19 protein-coding genes and 1 tRNA gene are annotated in these 22,731 nt (G+C 42.4%); 5 read left to right on the forward strand and 15 right to left on the reverse strand.

Annotated features, from left to right (window positions below; translation table 11 throughout):
* From V7K69_RS13295 to V7K69_RS13315, 5 genes are all read right to left on the reverse strand, one after another.
* Positions 1–2,873: Hpt domain-containing protein (locus tag V7K69_RS13295; protein ID WP_335034997.1), on the reverse strand; the 2,873-nt coding region annotated here is incomplete at its 3' end.
* Positions 2,874–3,062: 189 nt separating this feature from the next.
* Positions 3,063–6,011, reverse strand: coding sequence for a methyl-accepting chemotaxis protein (locus V7K69_RS13300; protein ID WP_335035000.1), 2,949 nt, complete (start codon positions 6,009–6,011; stop codon positions 3,063–3,065).
* Positions 6,008–6,538 (reverse strand): chemotaxis protein CheW, encoded by a 531-nt coding sequence (locus V7K69_RS13305; RefSeq protein ID WP_012412196.1) that lies wholly within the window; start codon positions 6,536–6,538, stop codon positions 6,008–6,010. The genes V7K69_RS13300 and V7K69_RS13305 overlap by 4 nt, the downstream gene beginning before the upstream one ends.
* A gap of 13 nt (positions 6,539–6,551) precedes the next feature.
* Positions 6,552–6,917: a response regulator transcription factor gene (locus V7K69_RS13310; protein WP_069073698.1), complete on the reverse strand. Its 366-nt coding sequence runs from the start codon at positions 6,915–6,917 to the stop codon at positions 6,552–6,554.
* A gap of 213 nt (positions 6,918–7,130) precedes the next feature.
* Positions 7,131–8,327 (reverse strand): response regulator, encoded by a 1,197-nt coding sequence (locus V7K69_RS13315; RefSeq protein WP_335035002.1) that lies wholly within the window; start codon positions 8,325–8,327, stop codon positions 7,131–7,133.
* Between the two features lie 409 nt (positions 8,328–8,736).
* Between V7K69_RS13315 and hmpF the strand changes: the two genes are divergently transcribed.
* On the forward strand, positions 8,737–10,497 hold the full coding sequence (hmpF, locus tag V7K69_RS13320; RefSeq protein WP_335035004.1) for a pilus motility taxis protein HmpF: 1,761 nt from the start codon (positions 8,737–8,739) through the stop codon (positions 10,495–10,497).
* Between the two features lie 146 nt (positions 10,498–10,643).
* Here hmpF and tilS read toward each other — a convergent pair whose 3' ends face one another.
* From tilS to V7K69_RS13365, 9 genes are all read right to left on the reverse strand, one after another.
* Positions 10,644–11,645: a tRNA lysidine(34) synthetase TilS gene (gene tilS / locus V7K69_RS13325; RefSeq protein ID WP_335035006.1), complete on the reverse strand. Its 1,002-nt coding sequence runs from the start codon at positions 11,643–11,645 to the stop codon at positions 10,644–10,646.
* Between the two features lie 75 nt (positions 11,646–11,720).
* Positions 11,721–12,074, reverse strand: a complete 354-nt coding sequence (locus V7K69_RS13330; protein ID WP_335035008.1) for a KGK domain-containing protein — start codon at positions 12,072–12,074, stop codon at positions 11,721–11,723.
* Positions 12,075–12,368: 294 nt separating this feature from the next.
* Positions 12,369–12,677 (reverse strand): KGK domain-containing protein, encoded by a 309-nt coding sequence (locus V7K69_RS13335; protein WP_012412190.1) that lies wholly within the window; start codon positions 12,675–12,677, stop codon positions 12,369–12,371.
* Positions 12,678–12,813: 136 nt separating this feature from the next.
* The gene (gene ccsB, locus V7K69_RS13340; protein ID WP_335035012.1) at positions 12,814–13,875 is read right to left on the reverse strand and encodes a c-type cytochrome biogenesis protein CcsB; all 1,062 of its coding nucleotides are present in this window, start codon (positions 13,873–13,875) and stop codon (positions 12,814–12,816) included.
* 211 nt (positions 13,876–14,086) lie between these two features.
* Complete coding sequence (locus V7K69_RS13345; protein WP_335035014.1) at positions 14,087–15,853, reverse strand: DUF3352 domain-containing protein; 1,767 nt, start codon at positions 15,851–15,853, stop codon at positions 14,087–14,089.
* A 418-nt stretch (positions 15,854–16,271) separates the two neighbouring features.
* Complete coding sequence (locus V7K69_RS13350) at positions 16,272–16,835, reverse strand: Uma2 family endonuclease (RefSeq protein WP_179072976.1); 564 nt, start codon at positions 16,833–16,835, stop codon at positions 16,272–16,274.
* Between the two features lie 31 nt (positions 16,836–16,866).
* Positions 16,867–17,442, reverse strand: a complete 576-nt coding sequence (locus V7K69_RS13355; protein ID WP_335035017.1) for a Uma2 family endonuclease — start codon at positions 17,440–17,442, stop codon at positions 16,867–16,869.
* A 98-nt stretch (positions 17,443–17,540) separates the two neighbouring features.
* Complete coding sequence (locus V7K69_RS13360) at positions 17,541–18,164, reverse strand: chorismate lyase (RefSeq protein ID WP_335035019.1); 624 nt, start codon at positions 18,162–18,164, stop codon at positions 17,541–17,543.
* Positions 18,165–18,290: 126 nt separating this feature from the next.
* Positions 18,291–18,373 (reverse strand) — tRNA-Leu (locus V7K69_RS13365).
* A 389-nt stretch (positions 18,374–18,762) separates the two neighbouring features.
* On the opposite strand from V7K69_RS13365, the gene accC reads away from it, so the two are divergent.
* On the forward strand, positions 18,763–20,106 hold the full coding sequence (gene accC, locus V7K69_RS13370; protein WP_335035021.1) for an acetyl-CoA carboxylase biotin carboxylase subunit: 1,344 nt from the start codon (positions 18,763–18,765) through the stop codon (positions 20,104–20,106).
* A 165-nt stretch (positions 20,107–20,271) separates the two neighbouring features.
* Here accC and V7K69_RS13375 read toward each other — a convergent pair whose 3' ends face one another.
* The gene (locus tag V7K69_RS13375; protein ID WP_335035024.1) at positions 20,272–20,565 is read right to left on the reverse strand and encodes a YggT family protein; all 294 of its coding nucleotides are present in this window, start codon (positions 20,563–20,565) and stop codon (positions 20,272–20,274) included.
* 256 nt (positions 20,566–20,821) lie between these two features.
* Here V7K69_RS13375 and psbX point away from each other — a divergent pair, with 256 nt between their 5' ends.
* From psbX to V7K69_RS13390, 3 genes are all read left to right on the forward strand, one after another.
* The gene (gene psbX, locus V7K69_RS13380) at positions 20,822–20,941 is read left to right on the forward strand and encodes a photosystem II reaction center X protein (RefSeq protein WP_174709687.1); all 120 of its coding nucleotides are present in this window, start codon (positions 20,822–20,824) and stop codon (positions 20,939–20,941) included.
* A 248-nt stretch (positions 20,942–21,189) separates the two neighbouring features.
* Positions 21,190–22,104, forward strand: a complete 915-nt coding sequence (locus tag V7K69_RS13385; protein ID WP_335035026.1) for a Ycf66 family protein — start codon at positions 21,190–21,192, stop codon at positions 22,102–22,104.
* Between the two features lie 47 nt (positions 22,105–22,151).
* Complete coding sequence (locus tag V7K69_RS13390; protein WP_335035028.1) at positions 22,152–22,712, forward strand: TolB family protein; 561 nt, start codon at positions 22,152–22,154, stop codon at positions 22,710–22,712.
* The last annotated feature ends 19 nt before the right edge of the window (positions 22,713–22,731 follow it).

Consider the following 22,731-nt stretch of genomic DNA (forward strand, 5'->3'; position numbering starts at 1 on the left):
TCTGTGGTTTCCATCTGAATATAGGTTGAGTCTGTAGCGACATCTTCAAACAGCAGTTGTGAATTTTCATCGAAAGAGCCGAACAAATCATCTGGCTGTGCTTGGACTGAATCTAAAGTTTCTGTAAGAGATAGTTCATCCACAGTATTCTCTGTGGTTTCCATCTGAATATAGGTTGAGTCTGTAGCGACATCTTCAAACAGCAGTTGTGAATTTTCATCGAAAGAGCCGAACAAATCATCTGGTTGTGATTGGACTGAATCTAAAGTTTCTGTAAGAGATAGTTCATCCACAGTATTCTCTGTGGTTTCCATCTGAATATAGGTTGATGTAGCGACATCTTCAAACAGCAGTTGTGAATTTTCATCGAAAGAGCCGAATGAATCAAGTTCCAGATCAACAGCAGATATTTCTGGGGGCTGATGAGTAAATTCTGGAGCAAAATCTAAAGCTTCTGGTTGTTGCGGTCTGAGAGTTTCTTCCCCTAGATGCTGCGTGAAAAAAGGCGTTTCCAGCGTGGAGGTATTGCTGATTACCGAGGAAATACTTGAGTCACTCTGTGCTAATTCATCAAATAAATCATCTCCAGAATCTGATGAGAATATCAAATCTAGCTGCTCTTCTTGCTGGAAATTGATATCCAATTCTTCCAAGCCAAAACTACCTCTATCAGAAGATATAGGTTGCTGACTGTCGGCAAAAATATCATCAGTTGTAGCAAACAAACTCTCCTCTAACGCCCTTTCTACATTCTGATCAATTAAGGAATTGAAATCGTCCTGTTCCTCTGTATTCTCCTGATTCCAGAAGCTACTCAGATCATTTTCTGATTGAGAGAATTCAGGTGTTGTTACTGTAGATATATCAAATAAATCAACGATTTCTGATTCCTTTGTAGGCAGTAGTGTCTCTTCTTCCATTTCAGCAAACAGATTGTCTGAAGAGAAGCCTGTTTCCTGGGGTAATTCTATATAGTCACTAGGGGTAATTTCTTCTACCCAATTGGCATTTCTAGTTTCTGAGAATAAGTTATCAAAACTATTTGGTTGATTGGTCGATAGTTCCACACTGGCGAATGCCTCAGTTTCTGGTTGAGTCACTTCGTCTGTAGGCAATATTTCTGTATTATCATCTAGCCCTAGTGTCAACAAATCTTCAACTACATCGTTTTTGTTAACACCAGCAAGCTGATTTGTCTCACTAGGAATATCAATAAATTCTTGTAAATCTTCGGAAGAAGAGTCTAAATTTATATCAAGTACGTTAATAGAACTTAACTCTGGAATCGTAGCAGATGTTTGTTGATGTTGCGGTTCTGAATTCTCTTTTTCTAGGAAATTGTCGCCAAATAACAGGGATAAATCTTCTGTCGTGGCTGTAGTTGCGACTTGATCCAAGGAGAGTAAATCAGATAAATCGCTATGAGTATCTTCAGCGTCAGTGTTGCTGAAATCAATTCCAAAATCATCGCTGGCAACAATATCTAAAGTTTCATCTTTATGCCAACCTTCATCTAGTTCGGGAGTCTCACCTGCAAATAAATCGGCAAGGGTATTTAACTCAGCTATTCCTACCTCTGGCCCATTGGGGTCAAGATTGTTACTGATTGGATGTGCTTCGTCATGTGTGGTGAAAGAAAAACTAGTGTGAGTTGCAGCGTTGAGTGGTGTCCCTTGTTGAACAGATGGGCGATCGCTCTTGACGTTGGCGTAGCCACTCACTAATGCTGTACTATCGCTAGTATCCTTATATAGATTAAGTTCCTCGGTTGTTTGGGCTAGGTCTAACTGCTCGGTGTTACCCTCAAAAATTGCCTCTGATGTAGTTGATGATTCTGTCAAAACCGCAGACTGTTCATCAAACAAATCAGGAGTAACTTCTAACAGATCAATTTCTGCCAAGCTCAAAAGTGCTTCTAGTTGCTGACTAATTGCAATTTCGGCTTCTCTACCTTGCAGGACTAATTCTTGAGCTTGCTTGATTTCGGTAATGACAATTTTAGCTAAAGTCAGATAACTATTTTCAGGATTGCCGATCGCACTGGCTGCTGCTTGACATAAACCACACCACTTGGACAAATTCCAAGTCTCACCTAGTTTGACTAACTGGTAACAGCATTGTTGAAGGTTTTGCCGAGTTGAGGGTGTTGTGGTTTGCTTAAACAGTTGCAACATTTCTCGCAGTGTTTGCAGCACTTGGGCTTGAAACTCGCCCCAATTATTATGTTCTTTAGCGGTGACTGGCGATCGCGCAGCGTTAGCGAGTCCGCGAGTGTCTCGCACCTGCTGAGGTGCTACTGAGACAGATATTTCTGGAGATTCCTGATAGGTGTCTTCTGCCAAGTTAGGAATATCTCGCCGCAGGAAAAGTTCTGTAAGTGTGGAGACATTCTCTACAGAGGTTGTGTGTAGTTCTGTTGCGTCAGGATTGCTAGATACCCCACTTTTTCCTTGTTGTACAAGTAGTTCTAGATGTTCATATAGCCATTGAAAGACTGGTTCCGTTTCTGACATCAAAGTATTCGCTGCATCTTCAGAAAGACCGTAAGGCCCGCTCAAATGCTCTAACAGCGATTTCAGGGTATCAGATACACCAAGAAATAAAGACTCTAACTTTTGGTCAATCTTAACCGGATTATCTTTAAGAACTTTAAAACAATCTTCCAGACGGTGGGAGGTATGCTGGATGCTAGTCAATCCAAGCATCGCCGCTCCTCCTTTGATGGAGTGAGCCGCCCGGAAGACTTCACTGATCATTTCCGGGTCGTTCAGGGTACCTTCTAGATTCAGTAACCCCTGCTCAATGGTATTCAGGTGATCCCTGGCTTCTTCGATAAAGTAACCCAAAATCCGCTGTTGTTGTTCCGGCAGCATAGCAAAAGTTATGAGTTATGAGTTGTTAGTTGTTAGTTGTGAGTTATGAGTTATGAGTTGTGAGTTATGAATTATGAGTTATGAGTTGTAATTTTTATTGCTAACTTTTTACTCCTAACTCCTAACTTTATTTCAAGTAGTGAGTTGTGATTTTTAGTTCTAACTCCTCACTCCTAACTCCTAACTTTTTTATCTGGTTTCCATCGTTTCCACTCGGAAACGTTCAACGGAGGCGATCAAGTCACGGGATACACCTACTAAGTGTTGTAGGGCACCTGAAACTCGCTGTGCTTCCTGGGAAGTTTCTTGTGCAGTTAGTTCTACTGATTGCATTACGTGAGCCACAGCGCGGGAGGTTTCAGTCTGTTCCACAGTGTCGCTGGTAATAGAACGCACAAGAATATCAATACGATTCGCCACTTGAATAATATTTTCGAGCGATCGCTTGGCTTCTTCTGCCAATTTTGTCCCTTTAATTACTTGTTGTGTGCCTTCTTCCATCGCGGTCATTACAGAACCTGTTTCGCTTTGGATTTGCATCACAATTTGTTCAATTTCCTTGAGGGATTTAGCAGATTTATCTGCTAACTGGCGCACTTCGTCTGCTACGATCGCAAACCCGCGTCCAGCTTCTCCCGCTCTTGCCGCCTCAATACTAGCATTGAGTGCTAACAAGTTGGTTCTGGAAGCAATCTGCGAAATCAACGCCACAATTTTAGAAATTTCTTGAGAAGATTCCGCCAACCGCTTCACTTTGCGAGTGGTTTCGGCAACGGTTTCTCGAATTTCTAAAATACCTGCGACGGTATTTTCTACCGCTTCACCACCTTGGAGAGCGATCGTACTAGCATCACGAGCAACGGTTTCAGCTTCCCGCGCCGCCTCTGCTACCCGTTGAATCGAGTCGGTCATTACCTGTACAGAATTCAGCGTTACTGCTAACTCTTCTGCTTGGCGCAAAGCATCACTAGATAAGGCTCTAGCAAAAGTTTCAGAGTTGGTTGCACCTTTTGTTACATCCTTCGCTGCCACTTTTACCTGTTGCACAATATCTCGCAGGTTTTGAATTGTCAGGTTAAAAGCATCGGCTACGGCTCCTAGAACGTCGGCTGTCACTTCAGCTTGGACTGTTAAATCGCCTCTAGCAGCTCCTTCCACATCATCCAAAAGGCGAATCACCTGACGTTGCAGGTTTTCCTTGGCTTCTTCTTGTTCATCGGCTTTCCGTTGGGCTTCACTTGTTGTTGTGAAAATTACCCGCGCCATTTCATTAAAGCCAGTGGATAAATGCCCCAATTCATCTTCAGAAAACACTGTGGCTTGAGCATTCAAATTTCCTTGGCGTACAGCTTCAAACTGAGCTTGCAGATCATTGGTTGTGCGCCGAATTTGTTTGAGTGCAAGATTTCCCATAAAGCCTGCGGTGGTAAAACCGGCAATCCCGGCTGCTAGGGACATTGCCCAACCTGTGTTTCGTACTGATTCACGTTGTTGGGCTGGCGAAAATGTGGTTGCGACAAAGCTAACTGTGGCTACAACTAGCGCTGAGACAATGCCCACACTTCCAGCAATCAACCATTGTTTCCGTTCTATGGAAGCATTTTCTAATGGTGCTAACCAGCCTTGCTCGACGCTAACATTGGGTTCTAGTTTCGAGACATCTGTTTGGCTAAAGACTGGAACTCCTTCATGGGAACCAGTCATCGAAAATAGTTCCTCTTCGCGATCGGCTGCATTGCTTCCAGAAGTATCCGTGCTTTGACGTACACTGCCACTAGTTTCTGCTGGAGCAGAATACATTGCTGCATCACCGAAGTTAGAATCTTCTTCCATCAGGTCAAACCCTGGAATGTTTCCTAAATCGTCAAATTCCTCAAAGTCATCTAGAAAATCAATATTGCTCTTAGAATTTTCTCCATTCAGTATAGTGCTTGATTCTTCATAAGAACTTAAACCATCTGAGCCAAAGGCAGACTCAAATGCTTCCATATCAAAATTTTCATCATCAAAGCTATTTTTGCTGATGACTTCACTTGATTTCATCTGCTTTTCTTCCAGAGGGAGATCGCTCTTAAAAGATGAATAATTATCAGATGATTCTGGCTTAAACTCTTGCTCTGCTTCCAAATCTTCTGACTTCAACCAATCATGTGCTTCGGTTTCAGGCAAATCATATCTACTATTGTTATTTGTAGCTGTCGAACTATTTATAGGTTCTTCTTCAACAACAATAAGTAAAGTCTCGTCTCCAAAATTAGATTTATTATATTCTAAATTCCCAATCTTAGGCTCTGAAGACTTTGGCTCACTCAACAAATCAGAGAAATTATTTTCGCTACTACTAGTTTGTGAATTAAAAGATGAAGATTTATTATTGTCAATAGCTGAATTTCCACGATCGCGATTTATCTCATTCTCTGAAAAATGACTATTTACTAATGATTCTTCATGGCTTTCTTCTGAAATATCTTCCTGCCAAAAAGCAGGCAAATCTAATTCTGTTTTTTCCTCATAACTACTGCTATTTAAATTTTGTTCCTCTGATTCTTCATCCAAAGCAAAAGGATCGTCACCAAAAGCTATAGAAGAATCTGATATTTTTCCCATCCCAATACTATCTTCTGTGGGGATGTCAAATGGACTATTTGCAGATAGTTCTGCAACCCCATCCCCAGTTTCTTGATGCTCTCCAAAAAAGTTCAAATCAAGGTTATTACTGTCAAACTCCTCACTAGAGCCCAAATCTTCTAATTCTGGTTCGCTATATGCCAGTGGATCAGACATCTCTAAGGAATTTATCTGCTCTTGACTTTCTGATGTATCAATCTGTCCACCGAATGACTGTAAATATTGATTGATATTTTCAATTCCATTATTGGCAAAACCAATAATTTCTTGTTCGTTAGTCAAGCTTAATACCTGTTGATATTCTTCTTTTGCAACATCGTACTGTTGCAAAACATAGTAGATGTGACCCCTTAACAAATGAGTGTTGGGGTCATTTGGTAGATTTTGCACCACTTGATCAACTAAAGTGGCGGCAACCTCATAATTCCTTTGAACATAGGCGGTCATCGCCTGTTGATATGTTGGTTCGTAATTATCAATACTTGCTGCCATTTCCTCCTCCAATTTCATCCTGCCCACCTAGCACTCCGTACAATTGCCATTTGATCGAGCAGTCTTAGACACTGATTATTTTTAGCACTTAGTAACCACTCTCCACGTAAAAAGGGAACCATAGTATCTGGAACACTAGTTGGTGGCATAAGATTCTGGACATCCAGCCAGTCCATACCACCGATTTCCTCCACTGCTAAACCCACTATTGTGTCTTGCTCCTCGATGGCAATCACCGAAATTTCTGCTCTATCCGTGTTTAATGCACTTGCTTCCCCCAGAAATTGACCCAAATCAGCCACCCAAATAACTCGACCTCGTAAATTTAGAGTACCCAAAAGTAAAGGAGAAGCATTAGGAATCGGGGTGATTCTATCAGGACTTAGTTCAATTACCTCTCGGATGCCAGTTGCTTGTAGTGCAAACTCCTGATGCGAGGGAATGTAAAATCTCAAATGTAACTCACCTTCAGGACTTTCCACTTGTAATTCTGGTCGGAAGTGGTCTTGACCGCTACCACTTAAAAAGTCCGGTTTGCTGACCATATTGCTTTTATCCTTATCCTCGCAGCAGTTGTTTGACTGTTCCTACCAACTCGGTTGGTTGAAACGGTTTGGCTATGTAGGCATCTGCACCCTGCTTCATACCCCAGTAGCGATCAAATTCTTCGCCTTTGGAAGAACACATGACCACCGGGACATTTTGGGTTTTGGGATCGGATTTTAACCGCCGACAAACTTCGTAGCCGTTCATCCGGGGCATGACAATATCTAACACCACTAAATCGGGAGGCGCTATTTGGATTGCCTCCAATGCTTCTAATCCATCGCTGGCATGGGTAACTGTTAGGCCAGTTGCTTTTAGGAGGTCTGTAATCATCTCCCTTTGCGCGATACTGTCTTCCACAATCAGAACTGTACTCATAAATGTCTATTTACCTCCTGATGTAGACGTTCCTATTTGGAACATTCCCTGATTCCTCCGCAATTATTAACTGTATAAATTAATTGTATGTTCTCACTATTTTCCTGGATATTGAGGTTTCACTGAGTTAGCTGACTCTGTGATAACATCTTTTAACTGATCTTTTAGTAGATCAACAAGTTATGTTTTCCCCCAGCCCTTACTCCCTATTCCCTAGTCCCCATTTTCATAGAATTCTATTTTGAGATATTTCTCTACAATCATGAGTAATTCAGTCTCTGTAAATGGTTTTGTTAAATAATCTGTTGCCCCGACCATACTAGCTTTGACTCGATCAATAAATCCATCTTTACCAGTAAGCATGATAATCGGTGTGAGCCGAAATGCTGTCGAATGTCGCAACATGGCGCAAACCTCGTACCCTTCCAATTCCAACATGGTTATATCGCACAAAATTAAATCGGGTTTGAGTTGAAAAACCAGACTCAGTGCTTCTAAGGGATTGGTGAGAGCGATCGCTTCATAGCCTTGTGGTTGTAAGATCGAATTTATAGTCTCACCGATGGCGATCGCATCGTCAATACATACTATCCGCCCCCTGTGTTTTCCCTTCAATTCCCAATTGTCATTGTGGGGATCTGGTTTAGTTGTGGCTGAATATACTAGTTGTAGCCAACTCTGTTGCACATAAGGATATATTGCCTTAGCAACTGTCAAAATATCTCGGTTGAGATAGCGAGCCAGTTGACGCAAGGATGTTTTACCATCAGCCCAATGTTGTAATTTTTCTACAGTTGCTTCTGGTAGCGATGATTGTAGCTGAACTTTGTCAGATAGCACTGGCAATTGTTCAGGAGACTGAATATGCGGATAGAGTTCCTTCCACTCTTGCACCTGCTTCGTAATTTTTGTAACAAATGGAGCAATCTCGAAAGTGTTTAATTGTGGGGCAAGTGCCGCACCCTGATGGAAAATGAAGTTTCCTTGGTGTAAACTCAGCAGATCAAACAGAGTTTCATGCACCAAGCCGTGAATGATGCTACCAGCTATCTTGGGGTTGATAATATTCCGCTCCAAAAGTGCCCACAGATAGGCATACTCTGGTGAGTCGGTTGATGGTAGAGAGGCAATCTGTTTGTCGGTGAGTCGCATCTCGACTCGATAATGACGTAAATAATCGTTAATTCTGGATAAATTACTCTCACCTTCTCGGCAATAGATAATTTGACCATTGAGGAAAAAGACGAACCAAGACTGTTGTTTGGGGCGATAAATGTTTGCTCGCTCTCCACTCAGCTTTTTGTTATGGTGAGAGCTATGAGCTTCTACCCATAGTTGCCCAGTTCGCTGTCCCAACGCAATCAATTGCAGGATACTGCAAATATCAATTTCGCTTAAATTTCCCTGCATTTACCTAAAAAGTACTCCTTGTAATACCGTTAAATATTATTTTTGAATTGTGTCCTGCAATTTTTCCATTTTTAGAGCAGGTAGTTTAAGTATTGATTATGGAGTATCGGCAAGATTTTTACCCTTCTCCTTGTTGGCATTAGGGAATAGATTCAACTATAAAGCTTAATCTTTCGTAATACACTTTGACAAAGCTAGTGTAAACACGGAAGTCATCATCACTGTCATCAGTACAAAATATAAAGGCGTGACCAAATCGCTTTTATAAATATCAAGGCGTAATATATTGCGTCTATAGTTTTGTCTGTCTTGTTTTCCTAAACATGGGTTCAGGGAGACAAGTTAACAGAATTATTTAAGGTATATCTCAAAACACGAACTTTAAGTGCATCAATAAAGGACTAACGGTGTGCTGTATTTAGCAGAAGTACAAAAACAGAAAGGTGGTTTACTCAGTGGCAGCGGCAAAACTGAATTGAAACTGCTTGCTTGTCAGCGAACTGACCAGAATTGGAGTACTGTGTCGGAGGAAGTGATTGCTGCTGAGGACGCAAGCAAATTAAATGATGGCGCTTTGGTACTGGTTGAACTAAATCCGAATCGTCAAGTGCAGCGAATTCAAGAAGCAGGGCGGCCACTAGTCAATATTTTGCAGAATTTTTCCCGCCAATTGGAGAAATTTAAGCTCAAGGAAGATGAAATTGATCAGTGGAAACAGTCGTTAACATTTCAGGCGCAAGAGTTGAATCGCCGTGAAATGGATATGGAAGTACGCTCAGAACAGTTGCAAAACATGGAAGAGGAGTTGCAACAACTAGAGCAGCAAAAACAAGAAGTTGACACATCCCGCCAAGAAATTGAACGGTTAAAAACAGAAGTTGAACGCAACCGCCTAGAATTGGAAGGCGCTTGGGAACATTTGCGGGGTGAGCAGCGCCGTCTAGAGGAACGTCAAGCAGATTTTAAACAAGGGACGGTTTTGGATGAAGAGCAAAGTCGGGTAATGAGTGAGTTACTCGATCGCTTATCTAATCGCGTAGCTCCCACGGAAACAGTCAGGGAACACCTGAATCTGGCTTTTGAATTGGTGGAAAAGCAGCAAGCGACTCTAAATCCACACTGGCAAAAACTAGAAGAACAAAAAACTGCGATCGCACAGCAGCAAGAAGAAGTGGAGCGGTTGTCGCAAACCTTTAGCGATCGCCAAAACGCATTGCAAGAAGCACAAAATACTCTAGTTCAGCAAACAGCCCAGTTGCAAATAAATAAAGCTGACCTGACTAGCAAGCAAGAGTATGCCCGGATAATCAAAGAGCAGTTACGAAATGCTGAAGAGTTATATCAACAAATTCACTCTTTAGCTGCAACCTCTAGTGATGTAGTTCTCGGCCAACAAGCGAATGTGGAAGCTTTGGATAAAATGTCTTTAGAAGAACTACAAAAGATAGTCCAAGACTTGCAGCATAAGCTAGAAATAGATGCTAGCTTTGTTCACGATCAAGAACAAGAACTGAAATATAAACAAGAAGCTATAGAAGAACTGCAAAATAAATTAAGCCAAGCATCTGACCAGGATCACATCAATTTGGAACTGGAATTAACGGATGAAAAAGACCTCTATCAGATGCTAAACTCCAGTTTGGTGGGACAACGCCGCAATATGTTACAGCATCAGAAGTTTCTCAAGCAACACCAAGCTGTATTGCTACGGCGACAAGGACATACTGTTGTTGAGGAAGAAGATGGTAATAAAGTTAATTTAGAACCAGTTCTATTACAAATAGAAACCCAGAGACAACAATATTCGCAGGAAATCCAAAAGCTAGAACGTGAAATTGATCAAATCCGTTCTGGTGTTGAGCTAAATCAGGGAATGATTGACAATCAAACCCACGATTTGGATGAAAAGCGCCGAGAACTGAAAGCGATCGAAGAAAATTTGCTTTCTCTGCGAAGAACAACTGCTGAATGTTGTGGTCGAGTCAATCTTTATCAAGAAGCACTACAACCAATTCAGGATTCTCTTGATGGCTTACGGCAAAAGCTGCAAGGAATTGCAGAATCTTTGGATAAATTCCAGGAAACTGGCGATCATCAAGTGCAAGCGATCGCCCAGTTGCGCCACACTCTCCAAGGTTTAATGCCCCAGCCAGAATTATTAGCGTCTTAATAAAAGGGAAAAGGTTAAAGGGGAAAGGGATGAGCAGGTCGCCCACAAGGGGCGAGGTTTTTACCTTTCCCCCTTCCCCTTCTTCATAAATTAGGAGTTAGGAGTGATGAATTAAAGATTTTTAACTCATAACTTTTAACTCCTAACTATTTTAAATAAATCCAGTCACCTTCTACTTGAGCGATCGCACCACCAGGAAATGGATCAGTTTGCGAACGGTTTGGCGCTGTAATTAAAGCCGTTAATTTCTCAATGTGTTCAAAATTCGCTGCATCAGTAAGTATTTGCTGCAACACCTGACGCATCACGCGACGTTGCAGTGCTAATGGTGCTTTCTGCAATACCCGACGATTTAGGCGTAAGGGGAGTGGGGAGTGGGGAGTAGGGAGTAGGGGAGATGAGGAAAAAGTAGATGCCTCTTCCCGCAACTGCTGGGCAGCTTTTTCGAGATATTCTACTTCTGCTTGGAGAAGTTCTGCTGTTTGAGCTAAGGCTGATTCTACTTGGGGATTGAAATTTCCCCGTAAATATGGTATTAACTCTTGGCGAATGCGGTTGCGGGCATATTGCAAATCTTGATTGGTGGAATCTTCCCAAATTGGCAATTTAAACTCTTGACAAAATTGCTCTGTTTGTATTCGAGTGACTTCTAAAAGTGGGCGCACTAGCATAATGCCTGTAGTCAGAGGGCGTTGCCAAGTCAAGGCTTGTAAACCATCAGCACCAGTACCCCGAATTAAGTTGTAGAGGAGAGTTTCGGCGCGATCGCTGGCGGTGTGTCCTGTAACTATATATTGATAATTGTTCGCCTGAGCGATCGCACTTAAAGCTTGATAGCGCCAATCGCGTGCAGCCGCTTCACTATTTATAGGTTCGTTCGCTGTTTCTAAATAAAAGGATGTACCCCAAGTTTCAGCTAGGTTTTCAACGTGATGAGCATTAGCTTGGGAGTCAGAACGCCAACGATGATCGCAGTGAGCAATACCTAAAGCCCATCCCCATTTGGATTGTAAATCTAAAAGTAATTTTATTAAACACAAAGAATCTTGTCCGCCGGAGACAGCGATTAATAGTCGCTGGTTGCGCTCAAACAAGTGGCGCGATCGGATGGTGCGATGTATTTTTGCGTGTAGAGGAGTCCATACCATTTTGGATTTTTTAGCGCCGACGGACAAAGATAATTGTCTCTTATATCATGTGCATCGACAATTACGATTTGGGTATTAATTTTCACTTTCGTTGAGTTGCTGCCGAAGGTCATCGAGCGGAGAACTTTCTGGATTGATATCTAAGCGATTATTTTCTTGTTTTCCTTCAATTTCAGTTTCATCAGGGCAAAATTCTAGACTGAATCTAATTTTGCCTGTCCGCCATTGTTTACCAGGTATTAAAACATAACATTCAAATCCTTCGTCAAATACTTTTGAACCTGATGAGGTACAGTGTTTTGCCCAAAATTTTTTTACTTCCTTTAAAAGCTGAAAGACTATTTGAGTGCGGGGTAAATTTTCAAACGCTTCTTGGTGAAAATGCACAACATCTTTTTCAGGATTTAGAGGTTCCCATTCATCATTCATAAATCTTGCTCCTGTAACTAAATCTATAGTTCCCAGGAGAGACAAATTAATTATAAATCCTTATAGTTTTGGAATTTGGCTTGCAGCTACAACTTCTTTAAGAGCTAGTTCTAGTTCGGGGAAAGTAGTAGAGATAATTCGGTCATTGCGCGTAAATTTTTTGACTTAGTATTAGTTTTCAAGCATTAGTTAGTTTTTTAACTGGGGTCTGAACCACATTGTTCATCTGCTAAAAAAGGACTTATAACTATTTGTAATTGATAATTTAATTATCAATTACAACAAATAACAATTTTATTTTTCTACTTGTTTGAGCTTTTGAAAAATCTCATCAAGTGGTGATTCTGATTCATCAGGACAAAATTCTAAAGCAAGTCTAACTTTTCCTTTTTTCCATCCTTGAGTACTAAATTGCAAAACTTCACAATTTAATCCTTGGGTATACAAATTTACTTCGTCTGTTTCTTCCGCTCCAATATATTCCTTAATTGCGGTAATCAAATCACGGACTTTAAAAGTTTTAGCAATATCTAATTTATTAAAGGTGTCTGGTTCTATAGACACAACTTCATCATGATTAAGTCTCTCAAATCCATCTTCCATAAAAATGTCCTATCACTAAATCTATATTTTCCAGTGATATAACACTTCATCCGAAATAATTCCCAAGAGATAATAGTAAATTTAAATCTGCTCTTTTCTCCCTCTCCATTGCTGGAGAGGGTTAGGGGTGAGGTTATTAAAAGAACCAGCCGTAAGAATGCAAACCTTTACCCAAAAGATTTACACCGAGATAGCAAATCCAAACAACAACAAAGCCAGTGGCGGCTAAAATTGCGGGACGGCGGCCTTGCCAACCGCGAGTGATTCGGGCGTGGAGATAGGCGGCGAATACTAACCAGGTGATTAATGCCCAAGTTTCTTTAGGGTCCCAACTCCAGTAAGAACCCCAAGCTTCGTTAGCCCAAACGCCACCAGCAATAATGCCAATTGTCAACAAGGGAAATCCGAGTCCGATGATGCGATAGCTGATGTTGTCGAGGGTTTCGGCAAGGCTAAGGCGCTGAGGTGAAAGAGGTTCGGCAGATGCTACAGTTTGAGGTTCAGAAGTAGTTACTAAATTCAAAACGGCAGTGTTAGCGTTACCATTGCCGTTGCTACTACTTTCAAAACGAGCAAAGCCGTTATTTTCAGCAGAAGGGGCTGGTGGTTGAGAAATTAGTTCAGCTGCTTTGTGCAAGCGGTAGCCGTTGCTGCGATAGCCACCAGTACCGACAGAACTGCCTTGTAGCTGGATGTTTTGACCGCGAGTGACAATCAGAAAAGCGATCGCTAATAACGCACCCACCATCAAAGCAGAATAACTCAACATCATGACGCTGACGTGCATCATCAACCAATTTGACTTCAAGGCAGGTACTAGGGGTTCTGACGCTTGCATTTGGGATGGTAATGTCATAGTCGCAAAAGCAGCGATCAACATTGCCACCGGAGCTGTAACAACTCCTACTAAGCGGCTACGGCTACTACTTTCAGCAATTAGATGGACAGTGGTAATTCCCCAAGTTAAGAAAAACAGGGATTCATAAAGATTACTTAGGGGAAAGTAACCAGCTTCTATCCATCTTGCCCCTAGTAGAGTCGCCATACACAAATTAGCGATCGCCATCCCAGCTGTCCCCAAAGCGGCTAGATAAGGCAGATTCGGAAAAGCCGCTCCTCCCCAATACACCAGCATTGTTAGCAATAATATGGCAAAGGAGGCATTGTCCAGCCAGTTCTGGAGTACAACCAGATTCATAAAGTGTTCTCTCCGTGGATGATTTAAAATATGGATTCTGACTGTTCTGATCCTATATGCTTACAGGGTTATGGGATAGGAGAATTGGAAATTGGGCATTGGGAATTGGGAATTGGGAATTGGGAAAGACTTGTTTCAAGTTCTCACCCCTTGTCCCCCTTGTCCCCCTTGTCCCCCTTGTCTCCCCCTGCTTCCCCTGCCCCCTGCTCTCTTATCTAGACGAGTTGCTATTATTCCTTTCTGGACTAGGCAAGGGATTCGTATTACTAACTTTTTTGAGTGCTATAAAAATGTCGTAGAGGTTACTACGACTGTCGCTGACAGCAGATGTCATCCCAATCGAGCGTGTTGCAGCTAGCAAAGTTTGTTGATTGGGAATTAGAGTTGGTAAAGGGAAATTGTTCACAGTTCGTTCCACATCCAGAAAAAATTGACCATTTGTTGGATTTGGTTCTGTAGGAACTGTTTGTTGGAATGGGATCGTGCTAGCTAGTGTGTTGTTGGGCTTAGGAACAATTTTATCAGTGATGGGAGCGCCCACTACTAAAAAAGCGACATCTCCATCTAACCAACCGTGGGTGGCAGTTAAAGTACCATAAGGTGAAATCCAGTTGACAACAGGTTGCTCTGCAACTTTTGCAGGTTGCACTTGGAACTGGTATTGATTTCTCATCACATCATCCAATTGTTTTATGGATGCTTCGGCTGAATTGCGTAGGCTTTGCCCACCGGCATTGCTAGCCTGTACCATAAACACCAAACCCGCCCGAAAATCATTTGGTGAACCTTCTTTGGGAGTATTAGGAATCACTGATAAGGAAAACTCGCCTTTCATCCAACTGAGCAAATCCTTATCTAAATCTAGAGTGGTAAGAGATTTTATCCCACCTTTGAGTTGTTCTGGTGCGATCGGTGAGAGGGGATTTCCTTGAGATGTTAAAACGTAATCTCCCCATAACCTCTGTAAGTTTCCTCCCGAAAGCATCATTAAAGTTTCTGCTGGTACGCGACTTTGCATTTTCCCAGCTTTATTTTCCACCGCCAGCACACGTTGACTATTAGGATTTAGCCAAGAAACGCCCTTGAAGCGGATTCCTTCTGCCTCTAAAGTCATTGTCCCTGCTAAACCTTGGTTATTTTGCAGTTGAGCTAAAACTTGAGCGGGTAAAGGGCGGTTTGGAGAAGCTGCGGCTATTTTAGCTGCTGTTGGCACATTGATATAAAACTGACCAAAGCGTTGATAATTGGCAATTTTCGGAAAATTCTCAGCAAAGCCCCCTGTTGTCGCTAGGGATGTTTGATTTTTGTAGGCATCGATCGCTCGTTCTGTGGCTTTGGGACTATCAGTTATGACTAAAAAACGCCCATCTATTAATGCTGCTGATAAGTTTTCCCCTGTTTGCCCCTCACTTTGTTTGATGGCGATCCCTTGATAAATACGGTCAATCCATTTGCCTTGTTTAAGGGTTTTGGGTTGTGCCAAAATGTTTTTGGCGATTTCTGGATTTTTTACTGGTAATACCATTACCATCGACTGCTGATCGCTGGCAGCATCTTCATTAGTGGTAACTGGTTTGGGTACAGCTTTGCTTGCTGTTGCTGGGGCAAGAATTGCGATTGTAACGTCATTGCCTACCCAAGGGGCGATGTCTTTCTGGAAGTCGTAACCATTATTAGTCAGAAAGCGATCGCGCAATTCTACTAAATTTCTGTCCAGTTCTGCCTGGGTTTCTTTTGTCCCAAACTCCCGCAATTTCTGCCATTGCTGGGGATCTGTTGTTAGAGAAACCGCAAACAGTGCATCACCAGGAATAATATTTGCACCTACGAGCAAATCACTGGAAGATATTTGTCTCTGGCTTAACAACCAGTATCCTACACTCCCTGCACCAATTAATAGCCCAGCAGCCGAGAGCGTCAGCACCAGAGAGGGTTTCTTATTTTTCTTCATTGGAACAGACACAAGAGGCGGTGCCATCGAAACCTATACCTTATACTTGCAAACTTATTATTAGTTAAGTACACCAACTGGTTTAACCATTCTTTAGGACAGCTAATTAGATTAAATTTTCCACCCTAAATGTTGATGATACTTCCGTAATCAATCTTCCCTAGTCTTTCAAAAGCTGTGTTTTTGATTCAGTTACCATTTTTAACACGCTTTGTTGAATTTCGTAGGAAGTTTCGCTAAGATTAATGCCTCATTCGGAAGATTTCCGTAAGTAAATCTGTGATTCTAAGCAATTAGACAATATAACTAACTGGACAAAGCTGCAAGTGAATTTAAGCTATTTGGCTTTGCTCGGTAGCGTAGGCGCAGCCCATCGTAGACATCGCCTACGATGGCCGGGTACGCCATTGCACCACATAATGACTACAATATTTTTTGGGACAACCTATAATTGCAACTCAAATCCAGGTAATATATCCTCTCCAGAAACAATCGCCGGCATTTGCACAACTTCTACAGCTTTCAAAAGTCGGTAAATTTCAACTTGACGATCTTGAGGATTAATCAGCCAACCCAAACGCAGACCATTTTTGATATATTCCTGCATTTTCTCTTGAATCTGTGACAGTCGGTCTGTCTCCGATCGCAGTTCAATCACAAAGTCGGGTACAAGTGGCGGAAATTTTTTTCGTTGTTCTGGTGTTAAAGCTTCCCAGCGCTCCAATTTTACCCAAGCAGCATCAGGTGAACGTTTTGCACCATTTGGAAGTATAAAGATAGTTGAAGAACTAAAAACTTTCCCTAATTTAGCTTGACGATTCCAATTATTTAAGTCTGTAATTAAATCTGCTTCTTGATTTCCGCTTTCTCCTCCGACTGGTGGCATAATTATTAATTCTCCGGCTGCATTCATCTCTAGGCTTAAATCACGATTGGCAACACACAATTGATAAAATTGCTCATCGCTTAAATGAGCAATCGGTTCTAGATTTAGCACAACAGTATTCATTAAATCTTTCCTCGTGTCTTTGTTGCTAACATCAGTAGGAAATTCTTGCTTGTTGGAAAATTTCTTGAGGTGTAATTTGCAACCCTTCAAATAAGGAATCTTCTAAACTCTCAGTACCACGTTTGGTTTGAGGGAGAATATCAGGATAAAAAATAGTAATAGTTTTTGCTCTAGAATCAATAATCCAAACTCGTTGAACTTTAGCTTTTAGATAATCAGTGGCTTTTTCGGTCATTTCTCCGAAAGTTTGACCAGGGGAGATAATTTCAATTACTAATTCGGGTGCAACAGGACAAGCCTCATCTTGCAACCAATCAGCAGAAAGACGGTTATAAGAAATATAAGTCAAATCTGGAACAGGAACCCAGTCTTGTTGATTTCGTTTTAGCTTAATTGCCCATTCAATTACAACCCGCCCTTTTCCTTGCGCCCATGCAGACAATAGTATAAATAATGCACCTGTTATAGAACTATGAAAAAATTTTGGTGCCATTTCATCATTTTGGAATTTAGGAACAGCTTCTCCATCAATGAATTCGTAGGTGATATCTCCTTCGGGAAGTGCAAGAAATTCTTCGAGGGTGAGTTGGGTTTTAAGTTGAATCATGGTTGATCTTGGGGAATTTACTACCAGATGCGATCGCTACAATATTCAACCTTCCTTTGATAACCTCATTGTATTGCTCAATAGCGATCGCAGGCTTTTTACCGATTTTGGGAATTCAATTGCATCGCTCCCAAATATTTAGTTAAATAAGGCGAAAAAACTTCATAAATTAAGGTTAGTGGCTGTCCATGATGCCAAAACAAGTAGTGGCGACCCCAAAAAGGCCCAGTTACGTCAAAACCAGACTCTAGCGCCGATGAGTCACCATAGTAAATCCCTCGAACATCCCGATATAACTCTGTGCGGAGACGAGCTAAACTTGCCCAAATTGGTAATGAACGATTTTGTAAATACTCATCTACATGGCTGGCTTCCCACCACGAGGTAGCATAAGCTAATCGTTGACCAGAAGCAGTCCGCAGCCACACTTGTCGTCGTAGTCGCGGTCCTGGAACAGCTTGGATTAAATCAGGTGCAGCATCCAAATCCGCACCAATCAATGACATATCAATGACATCTACTTCTACAGGCTCACCTGTAAGCAATTCTAGGTGACGTGTTGGAGAGCCGTCACCCAAAAGCATGAGCTGCCAAGCAGGTGCTAGCTGAGTGTGAGGTAAACTTTTTTGAATTACTTCCTCTCCTCCTTGCCAAATCGGAGTGAGGCGATGCCAAGCTGCTGGCTGTGTTAAGTTGTTTGTCGGCGTAAAAGTAATACTCAATGCTTTTTACAAAACTTCACGTATCTCTATAAAAGCATAAAAAGCCTGGGCTACACCAAGATTTAAGGGTCAACAGTCTAAGGTCTATTAACCCTTGACTATTGACCCTTGACTAAAAACAAAATATGCGGATGGGGAGACTCGAACTCCCAAGGGCATTGCCCACACGCACCTCAAGCGTGCGCGTATACCAATTCCGCCACATCCGCACGGTTTGTCTAAAGATAGACTATAGCATAAGAAAATAATTATAGTAAGGTGATATCTAAAGTTATATTTCTGAAAAATATAAATTTCTTCAAGGCTGTATCAGACTGACAGAAATTTGGCATCTGCACAAGTGATATTAAAAAGGGTAGAGCGACTGCGGGAGAAACGGTGCGATCGCAAAAGCCCAGTTTAGTAAGCTAGCCAAGACTTACAGCAGCAATGTTGTTAGTGTAGTAAAACCCGTAGAGGCAGCAAGCCTGCAATCTGAGAGTTTGCTTAGAGTCAGGGTGGCAAATCTCCTGTGATAATTTGAAATAATGCGGAAGCGTCGTTTCAAGATGGATCAGAGAAAATGTGAATCTACTGGTAATGATATCGAAACTAAAAAATGAAGTTTGACAAAATATTAATTGCCAATCGGGGAGAAATCGCCCTTCGCATTCTCCGCGCCTGTGAAGAAATGGGAATTGCGACAGTCGCGGTTCATTCCACCGTTGACCGGAATGCTCTCCACGTTCAACTTGCTGATGAAGCGGTTTGCATTGGCGAACCAGCTAGCAGTAAAAGTTATTTGAATATTCCCAATATTATCGCTGCCGCCCTAACGCGCAATGCGACTGCCATTCATCCCGGCTATGGCTTTTTGGCAGAAAATGCCCGCTTTGCGGAAATTTGTGCTGACCATCATATTGCTTTTATTGGCCCAACTCCAGAAGCTATCAAGCTGATGGGCGATAAATCCACTGCCAAAGAAACCATGCAAAAAGCTGGAGTCCCCACAGTACCAGGTAGTGAGGGGTTAGTAGAATCTGAGGAAGAAGGATTAAGATTCGCCAAGGATATCGGCTATCCAGTGATGATTAAAGCCACAGCCGGTGGCGGTGGGCGAGGTATGCGCCTAGTTCGTTCTGAAGATGAATTTGTCAAACTTTTCTTGGCAGCCCAAGGCGAAGCAGGAGCAGCTTTTGGGAATTCTGGCGTTTACATCGAAAAATTTATTGAACGTCCTCGCCACATCGAATTTCAAATTTTGGCGGATAACTACGGTAATGTCATCCACTTGGGCGAACGGGATTGCTCAATTCAGCGCCGGAACCAAAAGCTACTAGAAGAAGCTCCCAGTCCGGCTCTTGACCAAGACCTACGTGAGAAAATGGGGCACGCTGCTGTCAAAGCTGCCCAATTTATTAATTACAGTGGGGCGGGTACTATCGAGTTTCTCTTGGATAGATCCGGTAAATTCTACTTTATGGAAATGAATACCCGGATTCAAGTAGAACATCCTGTAACAGAGATGATTACTGGAATAGACTTAGTTGCCGAACAAATTCGGATTGCTCAAGGAGAAAGACTCAAGCTTTCTCAAGAGCAAGTCGTTTTGCGGGGTCATTCAATTGAGTGCCGAATCAACGCTGAAGACCCAGATCATGACTTTCGCCCTTCTCCTGGAAGGATTAGTGGCTATCTTCCCCCTGGAGGCCCTGGTGTTAGGATTGATTCTCACGTTTACACCGATTACCAAATCCCGCCTTACTACGATTCCTTAATCGGCAAGTTAATTGTTTGGGCCCCAGACCGACCCACTGCTATTAACCGTATGAAACGCGCACTCCGGGAATGTGCAATTACTGGACTGCCTACCACTATTGGTTTTCATCAAAAAATCATGGAAACTCCACAATTTTTGCAGGGTAATGTCTATACAAATTTTGTCCAGGAGATGAACGGGTAAGGGACTGAGGACTGGGAAGAGGGCAGGGGAGGCAGGGGGAGCAAGGGAAGCAGAGGGACAAGGGGATAAGGTGACAAGGTGACAAAAGTTTAGAACTTACAACAAGTCTTTCCCCTTGTCCCCAATTCTCCTTGTCCCCAAGTCCTCTTTCCCATTCCCAATTCCCTAATTCACACGAGATATCATAGTCAGCAATCCTTGCTGACCTAGTAATATTTCTCTTAGCAGGCTGAAGATACCAACCCAAATAATAGGTGTAATGTCCACTCCGCCTATAGGTTGTACCAGTTTTCGCAATGGTACTAAAAATGGTTCGGTAGGCCAAGCTATTAAGTTAAATGGCAACCGATTCAGATTCACTTGCGGATACCAAGTGAGAATGATCCGAAATATAAATAAAAATGTCATCACTCCTAACACAGGGCCAAGAATCCAAGCAGTCAGGTCAATACCAGTCATCGGTTTAAGGTACTATCTGTAAAGAAAGAAAACTTAGGCAAACGGTAAGCCGCGCTTTGCGAACGCCACAAAAACTTTAAGCTTTGTAAAGCACTCTCATCATCATTTTAACCAAATGCTGTGACTTTCTTCTGGAATAAAAAAGTAAACTCGCTTACAGCAGTTACCAAGTTTAGCAGTTCCGAGTTAGAGGCTTCTCAAGAAAGTAATACACTATTAAAATTAGGATGAAGTGTGTAAAAAAAGGTTTAGAAGTATGACGCCTTCTTTAGCAAATTTTCTTTGGAGCCTGCTATGGGGTACTGCAATTGTTGTAATCCCCGCTACAGTTGGTTTAATTTTCATTAGCCAAAAAGATAAAATCCAGCGTTCATAATGCTTATGAGAGTTAAATTAACTCTCACAACCGATTGTCTGTCAGCTATTTATAATTGCACTACAAGCAGCAGTATTTGCCGCTAGAAGCATTTGTAGCTAACAGACATAGGGCTTTTTTATTTTTCGGTGAACAGCTTCAGAGCTTCTTTGCCAGAGGCTTTGAAGCTTCAATATTTATCGTGCCTAATTACAGTAGTGATTTTAATTGTGACTCGCTAACATAGATTTGATATTGGGAAAACAGCAATGATAAATTTTGGGCTGAACTCAGCCAGTTTTCTGGCTCAGGTAAATTTTGGGGCAAATTCAGCCAGTATTCTAGGAATTTTCCTGGCTGTGGCTGGGGCAGCACTGTATTTTCTCCGCACTGTGCGTCCAGAATTGTCACGAGATCAAGATATCTTTTTTGCGGCAGTCGGGCTACTCTGCGGCTTCATTCTCGTGTTTCAAGGATGGCGGCTAGACCCGATTCTGCAATTTGGTCAACTGCTTTTAGTTGGCACAACTGTGTTTTTTGCAGTTGAAAGTATTCGCCTGCGGAGTATAGCTACCCAGCAAGCAAAGCGTAACACTCCGATTGTGGATGAAGACCGACCGGTTAGCGATCGCTATTCCTACAACGATCGCAGAAAGTATCAAGCTGAAATGGATGCAGACTTAGATCCATTGCCTTATGAAGACGAGGAAGAACGCCCCGTGCGTGCCCGGATTCGGGGTAGCAGGGATGAAATTTCCACTCGTGATAACTACTACGAAGAGCAACCACCCCGTCGTTCAGAACGCCGCAACAGCAGCAGTAGTGAAAGACAGGCTCCGACTGACAGAACGCGGCGGCGGACTTCTGGCCGTCCTGTGAATCGCCCTTCTGAAAGCTCTGAAGATGAAAATTGGGGTTCATCTAGGCAAGTTGATGATTGGGAAAGTTCGGGAGGGGAAGCCAGAAAACCTTCTCGCCGTAATAATAACGGTTCTCAACGTCCAGAAAGCCGGGAAGATGATGTTGCTCCCAGACCAAGAAGGCGTCGTCCACCAACGGACTCAACTCCTCGAAGACCGCGCGAAGATGATGAGGCGATCCCAACTGATTATGTACCGTACAACCCGATTGAAATGCCAAATGAGGGGCGAGATAATTCGACCGATTTTGATGACGATGTTTAAAACAGTTGGTGTGGAAATAGGTTTAAAGGCAACGGAAAACAGTTGAGGTGGAAAAATTTACGCCTACATTTTGGCTCCAAAGACCAATTCATTGGAGCCTGGTTTTTGGTTTAACAAGTTTGCTTGCATCTTGTGGTTCTAACAATATTCCCATAGGGCCTACTTCCCTCAACAGTCGCTACACCGAGGAGCAACCTGCTTTGAGTGGAAATGGGCGCTTTTTAGCGTTTGTATCTAATCGGAATGGTAATCAACAGCTATTGGTTTTCGATTTGGAGAGGCAACAGTTTATTGGCACACCGGGTATAAACCGAGCAGAGACAATTGCTGAAAGTCCTAGCTTGAGCTATACCGGGCGTTATATCGCTTATCTTACTAGCGACCAAGGTAGAGCAGTAGTGGCGCTTTACGATCGCGCTACGCAACAGTCGCAAATCGTTACACCAACCTATCGCGGCTGGATCAGAAAACCGAATATCAGCCCAGATGGACGTTATGTTGTCTTTGAAAGCGCCAGCCGTGGTCAGTGGGATATTGAAGTCCTAGACCGAGGGCCAAATATTGAGTTAGATATTCCCAACGGTGCAACCGTAGGTTCACCTCCGTAGAAGAGAGGGAGCAGGGAGC

Source organism: Nostoc sp. (genome assembly GCF_036917775.1).
In the GTDB taxonomy this organism is placed as follows: Bacteria; Cyanobacteriota; Cyanobacteriia; order Cyanobacteriales; family Nostocaceae; genus Nostoc.

Excerpts from the sequence above, each read along its gene's own strand:
- V7K69_RS13375 (WP_335035024.1), bottom strand. The coding sequence starts at position 20,565 with ATGACTGGTATTGACCTGACTGCTTGGATTCTTGGCCCTGTGTTAGGA.
- V7K69_RS13315 (WP_335035002.1), bottom strand. The coding sequence starts at position 8,327 with ATGCAGGGAAATTTAAGCGAAATTGATATTTGCAGTATCCTGCAATTG.
- accC (WP_335035021.1), top strand. The coding sequence starts at position 18,763 with ATGAAGTTTGACAAAATATTAATTGCCAATCGGGGAGAAATCGCCCTT.
- V7K69_RS13305 (WP_012412196.1), bottom strand. The coding sequence starts at position 6,538 with ATGGTCAGCAAACCGGACTTTTTAAGTGGTAGCGGTCAAGACCACTTC.
- V7K69_RS13335 (WP_012412190.1), bottom strand. The coding sequence starts at position 12,677 with ATGGAAGATGGATTTGAGAGACTTAATCATGATGAAGTTGTGTCTATA.
- tilS (WP_335035006.1), bottom strand. The coding sequence starts at position 11,645 with ATGGTATGGACTCCTCTACACGCAAAAATACATCGCACCATCCGATCG.
- V7K69_RS13355 (WP_335035017.1), bottom strand. The coding sequence starts at position 17,442 with ATGATTCAACTTAAAACCCAACTCACCCTCGAAGAATTTCTTGCACTT.
- V7K69_RS13385 (WP_335035026.1), top strand. The coding sequence starts at position 21,190 with ATGATAAATTTTGGGCTGAACTCAGCCAGTTTTCTGGCTCAGGTAAAT.
- ccsB (WP_335035012.1), bottom strand. The coding sequence starts at position 13,875 with ATGAATCTGGTTGTACTCCAGAACTGGCTGGACAATGCCTCCTTTGCC.
- V7K69_RS13350 (WP_179072976.1), bottom strand. The coding sequence starts at position 16,835 with ATGAATACTGTTGTGCTAAATCTAGAACCGATTGCTCATTTAAGCGAT.
- V7K69_RS13300 (WP_335035000.1), bottom strand. The coding sequence starts at position 6,011 with ATGAAATTGGAGGAGGAAATGGCAGCAAGTATTGATAATTACGAACCA.
- V7K69_RS13345 (WP_335035014.1), bottom strand. The coding sequence starts at position 15,853 with ATGGCACCGCCTCTTGTGTCTGTTCCAATGAAGAAAAATAAGAAACCC.
- psbX (WP_174709687.1), top strand. The coding sequence starts at position 20,822 with ATGACGCCTTCTTTAGCAAATTTTCTTTGGAGCCTGCTATGGGGTACT.
- V7K69_RS13310 (WP_069073698.1), bottom strand. The coding sequence starts at position 6,917 with ATGAGTACAGTTCTGATTGTGGAAGACAGTATCGCGCAAAGGGAGATG.
- V7K69_RS13330 (WP_335035008.1), bottom strand. The coding sequence starts at position 12,074 with ATGAATGATGAATGGGAACCTCTAAATCCTGAAAAAGATGTTGTGCAT.